At 54.8% G+C, this 15,769-nt stretch carries 9 protein-coding genes; 2 read left to right on the top strand and 7 right to left on the bottom strand.

What is annotated here, in order from left to right:
* Positions 1-97 precede the first annotated feature (97 nt).
* The 6 genes from DQG23_RS25935 to DQG23_RS25910 all read right to left on the bottom strand — a co-directional run bounded on the left by DQG23_RS25935 (position 98) and on the right by DQG23_RS25910 (position 11,092).
* Complete coding sequence (locus DQG23_RS25935) at positions 98-379, bottom strand: hypothetical protein (RefSeq protein WP_113033945.1); 282 nt, start codon at positions 377-379, stop codon at positions 98-100.
* A gap of 147 nt (positions 380-526) precedes the next feature.
* Positions 527-973, bottom strand: coding sequence for a HEAT repeat domain-containing protein (locus DQG23_RS25930; RefSeq protein ID WP_113033944.1), 447 nt, complete (start codon positions 971-973; stop codon positions 527-529).
* A 32-nt stretch (positions 974-1,005) separates the two neighbouring features.
* Positions 1,006-1,188 (bottom strand): DUF3934 family protein, encoded by a 183-nt coding sequence (locus tag DQG23_RS25925; RefSeq protein ID WP_113033943.1) that lies wholly within the window; start codon positions 1,186-1,188, stop codon positions 1,006-1,008.
* 276 nt (positions 1,189-1,464) lie between these two features.
* Positions 1,465-5,625 (bottom strand): GH36-type glycosyl hydrolase domain-containing protein, encoded by a 4,161-nt coding sequence (locus DQG23_RS43610; protein WP_337589413.1) that lies wholly within the window; start codon positions 5,623-5,625, stop codon positions 1,465-1,467.
* Between the two features lie 33 nt (positions 5,626-5,658).
* Complete coding sequence (locus tag DQG23_RS43605) at positions 5,659-9,753, bottom strand: glucoamylase family protein (RefSeq protein ID WP_337589412.1); 4,095 nt, start codon at positions 9,751-9,753, stop codon at positions 5,659-5,661.
* 730 nt (positions 9,754-10,483) lie between these two features.
* Entirely contained in the window at positions 10,484-11,092 is a 609-nt protein-coding gene (locus tag DQG23_RS25910; protein ID WP_113033941.1) for a DUF5052 family protein, read from the bottom strand.
* A 301-nt stretch (positions 11,093-11,393) separates the two neighbouring features.
* Here DQG23_RS25910 and htpG point away from each other — a divergent pair, with 301 nt between their 5' ends.
* Complete coding sequence (gene htpG, locus DQG23_RS25905; RefSeq protein ID WP_113033940.1) at positions 11,394-13,274, top strand: molecular chaperone HtpG; 1,881 nt, start codon at positions 11,394-11,396, stop codon at positions 13,272-13,274.
* A gap of 198 nt (positions 13,275-13,472) precedes the next feature.
* The gene (locus DQG23_RS25900; RefSeq protein WP_113033939.1) at positions 13,473-14,522 is read left to right on the top strand and encodes a DUF7309 domain-containing protein; all 1,050 of its coding nucleotides are present in this window, start codon (positions 13,473-13,475) and stop codon (positions 14,520-14,522) included.
* A gap of 883 nt (positions 14,523-15,405) precedes the next feature.
* Here the strand turns inward: DQG23_RS25900 and DQG23_RS25890 are convergent.
* Positions 15,406-15,723: a hypothetical protein gene (locus DQG23_RS25890; RefSeq protein WP_113033937.1), complete on the bottom strand. Its 318-nt coding sequence runs from the start codon at positions 15,721-15,723 to the stop codon at positions 15,406-15,408.
* Between the last annotated feature and the right edge of the window lie 46 nt (positions 15,724-15,769).

Raw genomic sequence — 15,769 nt, 5'->3', positions numbered from 1 at the left:
AAGCCGATCGAGCTTTCGGTCAACCGTCCGCCGTCATGCAGCGAACACACCACACGCAGAATGCTGCGCGCGGTGCGATTGTTTCGTCATCGTTAAATTATTTAACTTCGGATTCCCTTCTGGCTTGGTCCAGCATGGACTTCCAATCCGCAAACTTCGTCTCCCTTTGCACATGGCGATCGAAGAGCTCGTCAGGGATATTCGAAATATCGTCAAGCGACGTTACTTGAAAATTACCCTTCTCCAGAAACGCCTCAAAGCTTTTCGAGCCTGAATATTTGCTCATGAACGAATCATGAAACAAGTTGCTTAAAGAATGCGGGTCCTCCTGAACCGTTTTCTGGCCTTGCAAATCTTTAAGCAGGTCGTCAAGGGACATCGGCTTTTGATGCTTTCTCAGAATACCACTCCTAAATAGGTTTTATACTTCATAATAACACACTACATACCGGTTTCTTGCACAAAAATAACCGGAATCGTTATTTCATACGATTAAACGAGGATGGTTTAGCATATTCTGCGCTTTTTACCTTGTCGACAAAGACGCCCATTTATTTTCAAGCCATTGGTCAAAGTCGGCGCCCTTCTCCCCTTCGTACGTGTCGTAAACGTCAAGCCTCATTTTTTGCAGCTTCTCTTTGAACGCCTCATAGGTATGGTCCTTGGGCAGGCTTTTCTTGATGCGTATCAATATTTTCGTGACGTCTTTGATCAAGAAGTCGTTATTTTCCCTGACAGGCAGCTGCGCCTCTTCGCCAAGCTCCTTCAGCTTCCGGAAAGCAGCTTCCCTTACCTGCGACACCGCATCAGCATTCATTCTATGCGTCAGCACGTCGATAACCTTTTGATTTTTCCACTGCCCCAGCTCTTCGACAGCCGCAAGCCGTTCTCTCCAATTCGATGCCCGATTGGCCGACGATTTCAATTGCTCATAGTTTGGCGGCAATTCGTTTTTCAGTTCTTGAATCTCCATAAAACCATTCATCTCCTTATTAATTACTGCGCTTAATTACCGGGCTTGTCGCTTTTACGGCTATCTGTGCCCGCTGCGCCGTCATCTTTCTTGAGTCCCTTGCTCTTATACGGCTTCGGTTTGCTCCTCGCTCGGTTGGCTGCGGCTTGCCATCGGTTCCAGCCCTTCTTGTCCGTGCCTCTGCCTGTTCCGCCCTTGCCTTTGCTTTTGCTCACAATGATTCACTCCATTGATATTTCGTATATAAAACTACCCGCTGACGGCAGTCGTTCCCACTCGCTTGATTAATTGAACCCGGCATGTTGAACTATACAACAACCTGTACCATAAGTACACAAAAAGCTCAAGCAGAAGCGGTTGTCATTGGCTAGATCACAGCGATCGTATAGCTGAAGCGCGAGCATCGCGTTTTAACTGCTAATAACGAAAAGTGGCGAGTGTTCGAGAAAAAAGCCGTCCCTTCAGGCTCTCAAGCCTTTCGGGACAGCCCATTACAGTGTCAACACGATATGATGTGCCTCACGATCGTCTTTAAGGTCGACATAAGGTCCGTCCGCGTCCGAAAATATTTTCGGATCGGCTTCCTGCCCGTTGATCGTGAACGAGGTTAGGCCGCCGGATTTATGCGACGGATTTTGCACGACGATCCGGTACTCCGTGCCCGCATACCGGTAGGTGACGGAAAACCCCGGCCAGTCTGTCGGGATGCAAGGGCGAATAAACAGCCGATCGCCACGGCGGCAAATACCGAGAATCGATTCGATGCCCGCTTGGTACATCCAGCCGGACGCGCCTGTATACCAAGTCCATCCGGCATGCCCTTTATGCGGTTCCTCCGTATAAATATCGGCCGCCATCACATACGGCTCGCCGTAATATTTCCGGACCTCCGCCGGCGTCCTCGCATGCATGATCGGGTTGAGCATATGGAACAGCTCGAACGCCTTGTCCCCGTTGCCAAGCCCGCACCAAGCGACGATGCTCCAGATGACGCCGTGCGTGTACTGGCCTCCGTTCTCCCGGATGCCGGGCGGATACCCTTGAATGTACCCGGGGCTCGGGTCCGTCCGGTCGAACGCCGGCGTTAAAATATGCGCGACCGACAAGCTGCGGTCCACAAGCTCGCGATCGAACGATTGCATGGCTTGTTGCGCTCTGTCCGGCGGCGCCATGCCGGAGATGACCGACCATGACTGGGCGATCGAGTCGATCCGGCATTCCGCATTGTGGACGGAGCCGAGCCATTGCCCGCCGTCGGTGAAAGCCCGCCGGTACCATTGCCCGTCCCAGCCGCTTTCGTTGAGCGAAGCCGTCAGCTTGCTGCGGGCGCTCCGGTAACGCTCGGCCAAATCCCCGCTTCCGCGGCGCTCGCATAAATCGGCGAACCCTCTAAGAATATCGCCAAGGAACCAGCCGAGCCAGACGCTTTCCCCCCGGCCCTCGGCGCCGACATGGCTCATCCCGTCGTTCCAGTCGCCGATGCCGATCAGCGGCAGCCCATGCTCTCCGAACCGCAGACCGCGGTCCAGCGCACGCAGACAATGCTCGAAAATCGTACCGCTCTGCTCGGACAAGACGGTCGGCTCGTAACGTTCATGCTCCTCATCGCCTAACGTATCGCTGCGAAGGAAAGGAACCGTTTCGTCCAGCACGCTTTCGTCCCCGGTATGCTCCAGGTAGCGGACTACCGCATAAGGGAGCCACAGCAAATCGTCCGAAAAACGGGTGCGGATACCGCGATGCGTCTCCTCATGCCACCAATGCTGCACATCCCCTTCTTCGTATTGATGGGAGGCGTGAAGCAAAATTTGCGCCCGCGTCAGCTCCGGAAGACTGTGAAGCAAGGCAAGCGAGTCCTGCAGCTGATCGCGGAAGCCGTACGCGCCGCCTGCCTGGTAGAACGCGGTACGCGCCCACATCCGGCAGGCAAGCGTTTGATACAGCAGCCAGTTGTTCAGCATGACATCCATCTCCGGGGATGGCGTCGAGACCGTGATCGTGCCGAGCACGCCGTCCCAAAATTGCGTCACGGCTTCCAAGGCCTGCTCGCAAGCATACCCTTCGCGGTATTTATCGGCAAGCTTTGCAGCCGCTTCGCGCGAATCGTCGCAGCCGAGCAAAATGTAAACGGTCCGCTCCGCGTTCGGCTCGATCGCAATCTTGGCTTGCACCGCTCCGCAGCTGTCGTATGTTGCACCGACAGCACCGGACAGCCGCTTGCGCTGCATGGCGGCGGGGGCTTCGGTGGTCCCGTTTCTCCCGAGAAACTCGAGGCGATCGCCCGTCCAAGTCCGTTCGCCATTCGCTTCCGATCGGTCCGCCGCAGCCCCTTTCGGATTGACGGTCAAGAAAGCAGTCGCCGCTCGGAACGTGTCCTGATAAACGTTGCGCGCCAGAAGAATCCCGTTCCGTTCATCCCAATCCGTGACAAGGAACGAAGCGTTTCCTTCGCGGTGTACGCCCAGCACCCATTCCGCATAATACGTGACGGAAAGCTTGCGCTGCTCGGACGTCGTATTTTTCAACCGGAGCCGAATGATTTTGACGGGATCGTCCAGCGGAACGAAAACGGTCATTTGATGCCGGACACCATTACTTTCATGCTCGTAATGCGTATATCCCCGGCCGTACGATACGTTATAGACGGAGGTCATTTGCCCCCGCTCCGGCACCGTCTGCCAATATTCGCCGCTCTCTTCGTCCCGCAAGTAGCAGACTTCCCCCGGCGGATCGAGCGAAGGATCGTTCGACCACGGCGTCAGCTTGCATTCCCGGCTGTTTTGCCGCCACGTATAACCCGTATAAAGCTCGGATGTCAGGCAGCCGAAGCTGCGGTTGGCCATCACGTTAATCCATGGCGCCGGCAAGTAGCTGCCGTTTTTCAGTACGATACGGTACTCCCTGCCGTCCGGCGAGAAACCTCCCCATCCGTTGTCAAAAAGATATTCCCCGCCTTCAACCGCCTTGACCGAAGCGAAGCGTTCCGGTAGTGCCATGGCCGTAAACGATTCGCCATATGCGGCAAGACCGCGGTCCGCCGCTTTAAGCTGCGCCTTCAAGCTGGGGCCGTCAGCACGAAGAATGACACGGGAAACCGCAAGCAGCAGAAACATGTCCGCCTCCGGCATCGAAGCGGCAGGCAGAACGTGCACCCCGCCTTGTCCCGGCTCCCCCCGTCCGGCAATATGCTCCATCGTTCGGCGGAGCGCTTCCTGCAAATCCTGCTGATACCCGCCTGCCGACTCGTTCAAGAGGACAAGATCGGTAAACAGCCCGTTATGGCGCAAATATTCATAACCTTCCAGAAGCTTAACGACAAAAGGAAGCGTCCCCGTATCCGAAATCCGGACCAGTATAATAGGCCGATCGCCGGAAATGCCGTACGCCCATAAATCCTGCTGGCTTTTGACGTTTGCGGCAATGCCGTTTTTTCGCTCCTCCCTCAGAGGCGCTCCATACAGCGCGCGTCCCGCCAGCGTTTGGAAAACAGCCAGATCGGCGGGGGTCATATGCATATGCCGCAGCTCGATTTGGCTCCGCGTCCAAGCCAGCTGAAACGCCCGTTCGGCTTGCTCGGTTTGCGTCAGCTGCCGGACGATATCGAGCGATTGCTCCTTCGTCTTCGCCACGCCGGTAACGGCGACGAGCGTAACGCTCGCTCCGGGCTCGACACTCAACCGCTGCCGCATAACGAAAGCGGGATCGGCCACCGAGCCGACCGTACCGGCTAACCGCGACTCGAGCCCTCGCGGTCTCGCCATCGTATGCCCTCTGCCGATAAAACGGGCGCGGTCCGTTTCAAATTCCGCCGGGCCCAGCGCCCGGCCGTCTGCTGCGGATAACGCATGGAACGCCCAAATCGCTTTTTCGCCCTGATTACGCGGACGTTTGCGGGCAAGCAAGCATCGCTCGTCCGTCTCGTACGCCGTCTCGATGAAGAGCTTGGTGAACGCCGGATGGGCCCTATCCGCATCATGAGGCGCCATGGAGAGCTCCATGAACGTCGTGACCTCGAGGATCCGCGCCTCGCTGCCGCCGTTGGACATGGTCAGCCGGCGCACCTCGGCGTTCGACTCCGGCGACACCGTAATGTCAAGCGTCGTACCGATGTCCCCGTCATCCCGCCGGAACGTGGTGCGCGCTTGCGAGAACTGCACGCGCTGGCTTTCGGACGGCACCCGGCAGGGCAGGTAAGCCGGCGACCATACGCGATCCGCCGCTACATCGCGGATATACATATAGCTCCCCCAAGGATCCGCAACCGGATCCGCCCTCCAGCGCGTGACGGACAAGCCTTCGCAGCGGATGAATCCGCTGCCGCTGTTGGTCGTCACCGTCGTAAACGCCCCGTTCGAGTGCACGTTCACCTCGGGCAAAGGCGTATCCGCCGAAGCATACTCCCGCAGCGGGGCATGCCGGGACGGCGCCGTACGCGGCATGCGCACCTTGCCCGATAACTCCCGCTTCAGAATGGAGTCCCGTGGCGGAATGCGCTCGATCAGCAGCTGCTCCGCCGCCTGCACGCGCTTATCGCGATGAAAGTGATCGTACATCTTCACCGGCAGCAGCATGTTGGCGATCGTCAGCAAGCTCATCCCCTGATGATGAGCCATAAAGCTGCGGATGACCTTGCAGGTTTCGCCTTCCGGCATTCTGGCCTCGGTAAAATCGATCGCCTCATAAAATCAGAACCGGTCGCGCGCGCCGAGCTCCTCCATCCGTTTTAAATCGTGCAGCCCCTCTTTTACGGCGAACGGGAGGGCCATGATCGTCGCATAAGGCGTAAGCACAAGATCCTGCTCAAGCCCGCGCTTGAAGCCGAGGCCCGGCACGCCGAACGCTTGATACTGATAATTCATGCGGTAATCGAACGCGTAATAGCCGGACTCCGAAATGCCGAACGGCACGCCGCGCTCGCGGGCATATTCGATCTGCCTTCGGACGACGCCCCGGTACGTGCTTTCCCATATCGTGTTCCGATAAGTGCGCATAATCAGCCAAGGCATCATATATTCGAACATCGTTCCCGACCACGAGACAAGCGTCATGTGAACGCCCTGCTTTTTGACGGTTCTGCCGAGCGCCAGCCAATGGGACACAGATATTTGCCCCAGCGCGATGGCGACGAAGCTTGTCTGTCTCGCCTCCGACGCGAGCAAATCGTACAAAATACTGTCGCGCACGCCGCTTGCCGCATTGTAACCGAGCGCGAACAGCTTCGCTTTATGATCGTAAAGCGGCCGGAAATCGGTCGATACGATCAAACGCTCAAGCCGGGCGAGCAGCTCGTAGCCGCGCATTAGCGGAGAATCGAACCCTGCGGGCTTTCGTTTACCCGTAACCTTCCCGGCTTCGGGCAGCTCGCCGGGTTTCGTTTTCTCAAGCTCCACGGCAAACTCTACATCGAGCCGCCCGTTTATGCCCGCCGCCGCAAGAGCCGCCTTCCCGTTCAGCGCGAAATCGGTCTCGAGCCAGCGCGCCAGCCCCTGCTTGACCGTCATCAGGCTTGCCACGAAATTGCCCGAGTCGACCGTAGAAACGTATGCCGGCGGCAGCGTTTGAAGCGTAGTGGTGTCATACCAGTTGTACAGATGACCGTTCCATTTATCCAACCGCTCGACGGTGGCGACGGTGCGCTCCAGGCGCTCCACCAGCCCCGGCGTATCGATAAAGCCGAAGTCGCGGGCAGCCAAAGCAGCCGTCAGCAAAAAACCGATATTCGTCGGCGACGTACGGTGGGCGACCCCGTTCGGAGGCTCGAATTGAACGTTGTCCGGCGGCAAATAGTTGTCTTCCGGTCCTGCATACTCTTCATAAAACGACCAAATTTGCCGCGCCAAAACATGCAGCTGCTCCTCCTCCGACGCAGTGAGCGTCTGCTCGTGCCGAGTCACCGGCTTGTCCAACCAGCGGACCGCAAGCGGGGCCAGCGCCCAAAACAAGCCAAGCGCAAATCCCCACCATCTTGCCGAAGGCTGAGGCTGCAGCGCCGCGGCTAGCACAAAGAGCACGATCAGTGCGTATCCGGCGCCTGTGCCGAGGATGGCCGGCTGCCGATCCCCGTTCGTTTGCCGCTCGACATGCGAGGAGCTAGTCCATTCGAGAAGGCGCCGCTTGCTGACATACAGCCGATGCAGCGTTCTCGCGACCGCATCGAGCAGGACAGCGCTCTGAAAAGGCAGCGTCCAAACAGCGAGCAGCGCTTGCCCGATTGCAGACAGCAAGCTGCGGGGATGCCGGCTGATATGCCGCAGTACGAAAAGCTGGCGGATTACAGGCAGCAGCAGCGTGACGAGCACGACGGCAAACCAGCGTCCCGGGGAGCCGGGCAGAACAGACGCCGCAAGCAGCAGCACCGCGAAGCAGGCCGGCGGAAGCAGGCTGCGCCGCAAATTGTCGATGATCTGCCAGCGGGTGAGCATCGACAAATCGACAGGCCTCAGCGCGCCCCGGCGGTCGCACACTTTGGAGAAAAGCCAGCAAAGCAGCTGCCAATCTCCACGCACCCACCTATGCATGCGTTTCTGATAGGCCATAAAGGTGGACGGATGATCGTCGATAAGCTCGACGTCCGACAGCAAAGCGACACGCATAAAGCCGCCCTCCAGCAGATCGTGGCTAAGCACCGTGTTATCCGGAATGCGCTCGCACAACAGCTCGGCGAACACGTCGACGTCGAAAATGCCTTTTCCCGTAAAAATCCCCTGCGACAACGCATCCTGATACGGATCGGAAGCCGCGAACGCATACGGATCGGAGCCCGGATTCGACCAAAAATAGGCCAGGCGCGATTTCATCGCCGACTCGTGGCTGATTCCGATCCGCGGCTGGAGCACGCCGTACCCTTCTACGACCCGGGTTCGCGCGTCGTTCAGACGGGGCCGGTTATAAGGCAGATGCAGCGTCGCGATCATCCGGCCGGCGCTCCCCATCGGCATGCGGGTATCCGCATCCAGCGTAATGATGTAGCGTATGTTCGGCAGCACGCGCGTATCGCCCAGCTTGAAATCGTAGCTCGTCCCTTCGCCGCCTCTCAGCAGCTCGACGAATTCGACAAGCTTGCCGCGTTTGCGCTCCCAGCCCATGAATACGCCCTCGCTGCCGTTCCACTGCCTGCGGCGCTGATAGAAATGAAAAGTCGTGCCGCTGCCCCCGTACATCCGGTTAAGCGACTCGATTTTTTGTTTGGCATGCGCCAGGAGCGTTTCGTCCTCCGGAAGGCTCTCATCCGCAGCATCGGTATAATCGCCCAGCAGGGCGTAATGAATATTCGGATCGCGATTGGCCAGGTAGTGGAGTTCCAATCGGTCCGCAAGTTCTTCCACTTCTTCGGCCGAGGACCAGATCGCAGGAATGACGACCATCGTCGCCGCTTCCGGCGGGACCCCGTCCGAGAAATCGTAGCGCAGCAGCAGCCGCGGGCGGCAAAGACGCTCGATGCCGAAATGATGCCAAGTCACGACCCATTCGCTTACCGGAAAAGCGAGCGCAAGCACGATCGCAGCCCACCCGAGCGGCGATACGCCGCGTCCTGCGCCGATCCACAGAGCGGCTGCGGTTAACACAAGTGCAAACAAGAGGGCCAGCGAAACAAAATAGGTGCCGGAAGCCCGCCGCGAAAAACCGCTCTCCGGCAAATTCCGCGGCCGGCTGCATTGCCGTAGCGACTGCACCAACATGCGAACGCCTGCCGGCTCAAACACATAATACGCGGCAAAAGCCGACCGGGGCGGTTCCCCCTTAAAAGCTTCTCCCCCGGAAGCGGAAGACAGCCTTTCCTGTTCGGCCTTCGCCAAATCGACCGCTTGTCCGGCGACCAAGTTTTCGGATACGCGCATCCGGCGGGCCAATTCCTCAATCCGATGAAGAATCTCATTGCGGCTGCGGACATCCAGCAGCGGATAAAGCCCTTTGACTTCCTGACGGAGCGTGCGGTCCAGCAAGCTGATCCGCTCGAACAGCCCGTCCCAGTCCCACCGCTCGTTTGCGCGCAGGCTCGTTATCGCATTTCCGGCTTTCACTTGATAGGCAGCCTGAAGCTGATGCTCGTAGGCTACGATGCGATCGAGATCCTCCGTGCCGTTGGCGAACTTGCACGCCAGCCATTCCCGCACCGATGCCGAATCGTCGGCCCATTCCCGCAGCTGGCGGATCAAATGCACGATCCACGGCCCGGATAACGGAGCCGTCTGCCCCGCCGCCTCCAATTCCGCATCGATCGCTTCTTGGGTTAATCCCGACGGCTCCAGCCGTGAAAGCAGACGCTCCACTTCCAGGCAAACATCGCGGCGCTCTCGAACGAGAGCCATAGTTTCCGAGAAATGTCCGACCAGCACAACCCTCAGAACAAGCGGGAGAAACCAGGTCTCCGCAAGCGTTAAAGCCGACACTTCCTGATAAGCGTTCATATAGGAAACGAACGATTCCTCCTGCAGCACGCCGTCGGTCTGCACCAAGTAATCCTCGCATAACGCTTGAACGCGCAAAATACCGTTCTCCCGAAGCCGCGGCAAATGAGCAAACGAGCGGTCCGCCAGCTGCTCCCTCACCTCTAGCGCTTGCTCCTCAATAAATTCGGCATTATCCAGCAGCCATTCCTCGGCAGGCTGCAAGCACCCCGCCGAACGGTCCTGAAGCGAGCCGACAAACGCCCTTATGCTTTCCACATCTGCGCCGAATCGTTCATGTATGTATGCGGGCCGCTTCCGCGCCTTGGCGAGGGTATGCTGCAAGGCGAGCTCACGCGCTTTTTGACAAAGGTTTTCCGTATGATATGCCATTGGTCCCTCCGAAGAATCAGTTGTCGTATGCTCCAGCAATACTGTTCGTCCGGCCTAACCAAACAATTCCGGGACAATCAAATTATCACCACTTCTGTGCATTTTCATCCTTGTTTAGGGGAAATGAGGGAATTCGCGTGCGTTTTTCGGGATGGCAATCATCATGGCGACTCGCTTGTCGCTTGTCGAGCTGCAGTCCGATTTAGCCCAATTAAAATCGAGTTTCGTTCCTTTTTATTGCCTCCAGTCCGAAAATAACCGCTTGCAGCGGCTTTGGGGCGCGGCACACCGGTGAATCCCTTCTCCAAACGGGTAAATTCGGACTACAACGTAAGGGAAACCCGAATTCCTTGTTCCAAGCGGGCAAATTCGGACTGCAGCGTACACAGGGGTCTCTATCGCAGCCGGTTTCCGAATTTCCTCTACTGTCAGCTGAAATCCCTCATTTTCAGAAACACAAACAAGCCCTCACCGTTGACTTTAGGCTAATCCGTTTGCCGCAGAAAAAAAGAAGCTTTCAGCTCCACTTTGGCGGTGGATTTGAAAACTTCTTTTTGGATATTCGCAGACCGGTGCGCGCACCGATCTGAATTTCAGGATATTATGAGAATGCCGTATGTGGTTCAACCTGCACCAATTCTGGGCTACAGCGAAATCATCACGCCATCTTCTCCTTTTCTCGGCCAAAGTCCCTTGACCGCAGAGACGGCCCATCCCATCCCGCAATGCCTTATTTATCGAGCAGCGCCAAATCGTAAACCGTATAATCGCAGCGGTAGACGAACAAATATTTGCCGTCGATAATAAAACCCGTGCTTTTATCGATGTCGGTGGTGAAATACGAAACGTCCTTGCCGGCGAAAGTAGCGAGCGGTTTGCCGGTTTGAGAGCGGATGAGGATGAGCAGCTTCTGGCCGGTCGTCAGGTTTTTCACGCCGTTAACCATTCGGTTGACGAAAGGAACGGAGCGGTCATGACTCGTAATGTCGTTCGTTTTGGCGTATTCCTCGAACACGTTCGTAAGTCCTTTTTCCGCGAGAATGAGCGAGCTGCCTACGTGCATCATCGTTTTGCCGCCGACCGTCAGGCTCATGACACCCGATTTGGATACCGTTTCGCCCGAGCTGTCCTTGATCTCGAAGCTCTTATTGGCGCCGATATCGATCGATTTCCCCTCGATCCGGTCGATAATATTGCTGTCCTCGTCATAGGTCTGGATAATGGCCTCTCTGCCTTTCAGCGCGCTCTTGAATTTTCCGGCTTCGTTGGAAAACCAGTTGCAGCCCGAAAGCGTAAGAGCGACCGTAACGCATACAATCGCAATCATGATTTTCTTCATAAGAGCATTCCCCCTACTCTTCTTACGTGCGCTGCCAGATTCAAGTTGCAAATTTCGACAGTACACGTTCATTATACATCACGCCGCAGCCGGCAGACTGTGCATACGACCCCTTTTTGCATGGAAAAAGCTTACTCCCGTCCATCATATGAACGCCCCGCCCGGACGAATTCTCTCCCTACTATTGACATTAAAAATTAGGAATGGTATATAAAAAGTAAATTAGCACTCTAGCGTTTTGAGTGCCAACAGCATGAGCAAAGCCGCCCTCATCATTTTTTGAAATCGAAAGGAGCCCCACATGTCCAAGAAACAGTTCCAGGCCGAATCGAAACGACTGCTCGAAATGATGATCAACTCGATTTATACGCAGAGAGAAATATTTCTGAGAGAGCTCATATCGAATGCCAGCGATGCCATCGACAAAATCTACTACAGAGCGCTGTCCGACGACCAGCTGGTGTTTGACAAAGATAATTACTACGTGAAATTGACGGCCGACAAGGAAAGCCGCACGTTGACCATCTCCGATACGGGGATCGGGATGACCGAGGAGGATTTGGAAAATAACCTCGGCATCATTGCCAAAAGCGGCTCCCTCGCCTTCAAGAAAGAGAATGAAGCTCAAGACGGCCACAACATCATCGGCCAATTCGGAGTCGGGTTCTACTCCGCTTTCATGGTCGCGGATACCGTTACGGTTATAAGCAAGCCGCTAGGCAGCGATCAAGCTTTCAAATGGGTGTCCGAAGGCGCCGACGGCTACACGATCGTGCCATGCGAGAAGGCTGAAGTGGGTACCGATATTATTTTGCAAATTAAAGAGAACACCGAGGACGACCGCTACGACGAGTATTTGGAAGAGTATCGCTTGAAGGCGATCATCAAGAAATATTCCGATTTCATCCGCTACCCGATCAAGATGGATGTCAAAAGCCAACGGCCGAAGGAAGACAGCGAAGGCGAGTTCGAGGAATTCGTCGAAGAACAAACGATCAACAGCATGGTTCCGATCTGGCGCAAAAACAAGAACGAGCTTACGCAAGAAGACTACGAGAACTTCTATGCCGAGAAACGCTACGGCTTCGACAAGCCGCTGAAGCATATTCATATCAACGCAGAGGGCTCGATCGTTTACCGCGCTATTTTGTATATTCCGGAAAATACGCCGTTCGACTACTATACGAAGGAATACGAAAAAGGCCTGGAGCTTTACTCCAACGGCGTGCTGATCATGGACAAGTGCGCGGACTTGCTTCCGGACTATTTCAGCTTCGTCAAAGGGATGGTCGACTCGGAGGATTTGTCGCTCAACATTTCCAGAGAGCTGCTGCAGCATGACCGCCAGCTGAAGCTGATCGCCAAAAACATCAAAAACTCGATCAAAAACAATTTGCAAACCTTGCTCAAAAACGAAAGAGAGAAGTACGAAACGTTCTTCAAAGCGTTCGGCAGACAGCTGAAGTTCGGCGTATACAGCGACTACGGAACGAATAAAGAAACGCTGCAGGACCTCTTGCTGTTCACTTCCTCCAAAGAGAAGAAGCTTGTCACGCTGGAGGAATACGTTTCGAGAATGCCGGAAGACCAGAAGTACATCTACTACGCTTCCGGAGAATCGATCGAACGGATCGAGAAGCTTCCGCAGACGGAGATCGTAGCCGATAAAGGGTATGAAATCCTCTACTTCACCGACGATATCGACGAATTCGCGATCAAAATGATCATGGCGTACAAGGAGAAGGAATTCAAATCCGTCTCGAGCGGCGATCTCGGTATCGAACCGGATGCAGACGACAAGCAAGACTCCGCGGAAGAGAACGACAACAAGGATCTGTTCGAGTCGATGAAAGGCCTTTTGTCCGATAAAGTAACGGCGGTCAAAGCGTCCAAGCGGCTGAAATCCCATCCGGTCTGCTTGTCCACCGAAGGAGAAGTCACCATCGAGATGGAAAAAATCCTGAAAGCCATGCCGGGCAACCAAGACGTCAAAGCTTCCAAGGTGCTGGAAATCAACGTCAATCATGCGGTTTTCCAGTCCTTGAAGGATGCTCATGCCAACGACAAAGAGAAGCTCGCGCTTTACACGAGCCTGCTGTACAGCCAAGCTCTTCTGATCGAAGGCCTGCCGCTCCAGGATCCTGTCGAATTCACCAATGATTTGTGCAAAATCATGGTTTAACATTTAGGGGTGGTCACCCGACCACCCCTTTTGGTGAAGCACCGCGCCAGCATAATTGCGAGCGGTGCCAAGTCTCGCTTGCAGCAGCCCGACCCGGTATGTGCCAGGTCGGGTTTGTTTGCTGTCGGCGGCCTTGTTTTTTCGACATTTTTCCACCATAATTTCTATAAACCATTAGATCTGGAGGGCTGACATCAGATGGGCAATTTAGAAGGTGCATTGGAAGAATGGCGAAGGCTGTATGAAGCTGCAATTGCGTTTAAGCGGCTTAAAAGCTGGGAGTGGATGTCGAACGACGATTATTTTGCCATTACGAATCCCGAAACCGGTGAGATCGGCTATTGTGTGATAATGGGCTCGGGCGGAATCGAATTTGGTCTTAATGTTTATCTCGGACCGAAGGCAGCCTCTTATCTTAAGGAGATCGTAGACTTTCCGGCCGGTCAGTTGGGCGATGACAATGAAGAGCTTCTGTTTAGCGCGAAAGTCGTCTCGCTAACCTTCGAAGATCGTCAGGCGCTGGATAAAAAAGACCTAAGCATAATCCGCGAGCTTGGCTATAAATTTCGCGGTGCCGGCGAATGGCCGATGTTCCGCAGCTACGAACCGGGGCTTTCGACCTGGACCTTGAACGGTCCGCAGGTAAGGTTCCTGACCGTAGCGCTGGAGCAAACGATCCAGGTTGCGGAGCGTTTTCGCCAAAATCATAACCTTTATTTCGAGCACGACGAAGCCGATGATGAGACCGGAGCGAAACGTTTGCACCGCGTCCATCAAGTTGGGGAGAACGGGACAGGTTGGCATGATGAGTGGCTCCCCTGGCATGTGGAAGGAAACTTTATTGAGCCGTATACATACCCGGACGAGCTCCGGCTTAAGCAATTGAAGAAACGGTTGAAGCCGCTGCAAGACATTTGGGAATCCGACTTCGATTATGCCCCTTTGCCGATCGGCGAAAGAGGAGAACGCGCCGTTTTTCCGCGTCTTTGTCTGTGGGTAAGCGAGGAGACGTCCATGATTATGGATGTCAAGCTAACGGAAGAATCGGACTGCAGGGAACAATATGTAGCGCAATTGCTCGAATTTCTCGAGCAGACCGGCCGTAAGCCTGCACGGATTGCGGTGGGTTCGAAGAAGGCATACCTCGCCCTTAAAAATAGCGCCGATAAAATCGGTATTCCGGTTAGCGTCAATCCGCATCTGCCGGCTTTACTGGAGGCCAAAGAAGCCATTACAAGCAGTTTATAGGTCTTTCTTACATGCTGGTACCTTGACCGCGTTTGGTCTAAGGTTTGCTGCCCGCACTTTTCATGAGAGAATCCGCAGTGGAAAGGGACGGTTCGTATAAGGCCACGAGCACCCAAACCTTGCATTTGATGCGGTCAAGGTACTCGTACGGGTCAAGTTTAATCTAAGGGATTGATGTGTTACGCGGACGTGCGATTAGTGGAGAAAACCTTATTGTTCATGAGGCTGTCCTCACTATTTCGCAGGTAAAATGCTCGTTCTTGCCCACTAGTGAGGCAAACGCAACTATCAATTTCGTTTGCCTCACTAATAGTTACGTTTGCCTCACTAACTCGTCCGAACACGGGTTTTCGGTTAGAAATAGTGAGGCTAGCCCCACTAATAGTAACCTTTTCCTCATTATGCCTCCAGAACATGGGTTTTCGGCGAGCGTATAGCGAGGCTTGCCCCGTCAATAGTAACCTCTGCCTCATTATCCCCCAGTCCATGGGTGTTCTGTGGGAGATATCGCGGCTGGCCTTACTAGCAGCAGCCTTTTCCATACTAGTTTTCAAGGACGCAAGTCATCGGCGACATGAAGAAGCATCTATAGCTCTGAAGGATGAAGGACGAAGACTAACTCTTACACTATCATATGTATTATACAGCTGTTTAATTTTCTGCAAACATGATCAGCCCCTCTTAAAGACATCCAACTGCTGCAGAGGAACTACCGGATATAACCGCCGCTCTCTATGCCGCTGCTCTACTCTGTTCAACACCCTTTTCTCACCTTGTACCTGAAAATAGCCGCATGTTTTCCAGTTCGTTCGCTTCTCCACGTCCTCGTTCTTCCGCAGGGGAACGTCGGGAGATAACACGAACTTTGCTAGACTCCCATTTTTCATCTTCTCCCTGTGTTTACTTTCCTTCCGTCTCTCTTCAGATAGCTGTCGAACAACGTTTCCAGCAGCTCGTACTCCGGCGAGCTCTTATACTTGCCTACTAGCAATCCTTTCAAGCCCTCGTCGAGCAGATGCACCTGAAACTCAAGCTGCCCTCTGTCCCGCACTTGATTGGCGTTATGATTGTTAATCGTATTAACGAGGCTTTTTCTCCTCTCGGTCAATTCGAAAGTCAAACTGGCGATATCCTCTTGCGACCAGCTTGGAAATCTGGCAAAAATCTGTTTGATTTTCCGCTTGGTGACGATGGTAGTCATCCCCCTACTCTCTATTAAAATTCCCTTCCAAACATCTTGGAAGTAG

The sequence above is a fragment of the Paenibacillus contaminans genome, assembly GCF_003285015.1.
GTDB classification, from domain to species: Bacteria; Bacillota; Bacilli; order Paenibacillales; family NBRC-103111; genus Paenibacillus_V; species Paenibacillus_V contaminans.
Note: the sequence above shows the minus strand (reverse complement) of the source record. Positions and strands in the feature narration are given on the sequence as shown.

Excerpts from the sequence above, each read along its gene's own strand:
- DQG23_RS25935 (WP_113033945.1), bottom strand. The coding sequence starts at position 379 with ATGTCCCTTGACGACCTGCTTAAAGATTTGCAAGGCCAGAAAACGGTT.
- DQG23_RS25930 (WP_113033944.1), bottom strand. The coding sequence starts at position 973 with ATGGAGATTCAAGAACTGAAAAACGAATTGCCGCCAAACTATGAGCAA.
- DQG23_RS43610 (WP_337589413.1), bottom strand. The coding sequence starts at position 5,625 with ATGCCGGAAGGCGAAACCTGCAAGGTCATCCGCAGCTTTATGGCTCAT.
- DQG23_RS43605 (WP_337589412.1), bottom strand. The coding sequence starts at position 9,753 with ATGGCATATCATACGGAAAACCTTTGTCAAAAAGCGCGTGAGCTCGCC.
- DQG23_RS25910 (WP_113033941.1), bottom strand. The coding sequence starts at position 11,092 with ATGAAGAAAATCATGATTGCGATTGTATGCGTTACGGTCGCTCTTACG.
- htpG (WP_113033940.1), top strand. The coding sequence starts at position 11,394 with ATGTCCAAGAAACAGTTCCAGGCCGAATCGAAACGACTGCTCGAAATG.
- DQG23_RS25900 (WP_113033939.1), top strand. The coding sequence starts at position 13,473 with ATGGGCAATTTAGAAGGTGCATTGGAAGAATGGCGAAGGCTGTATGAA.
- DQG23_RS25890 (WP_113033937.1), bottom strand. The coding sequence starts at position 15,723 with ATGACTACCATCGTCACCAAGCGGAAAATCAAACAGATTTTTGCCAGA.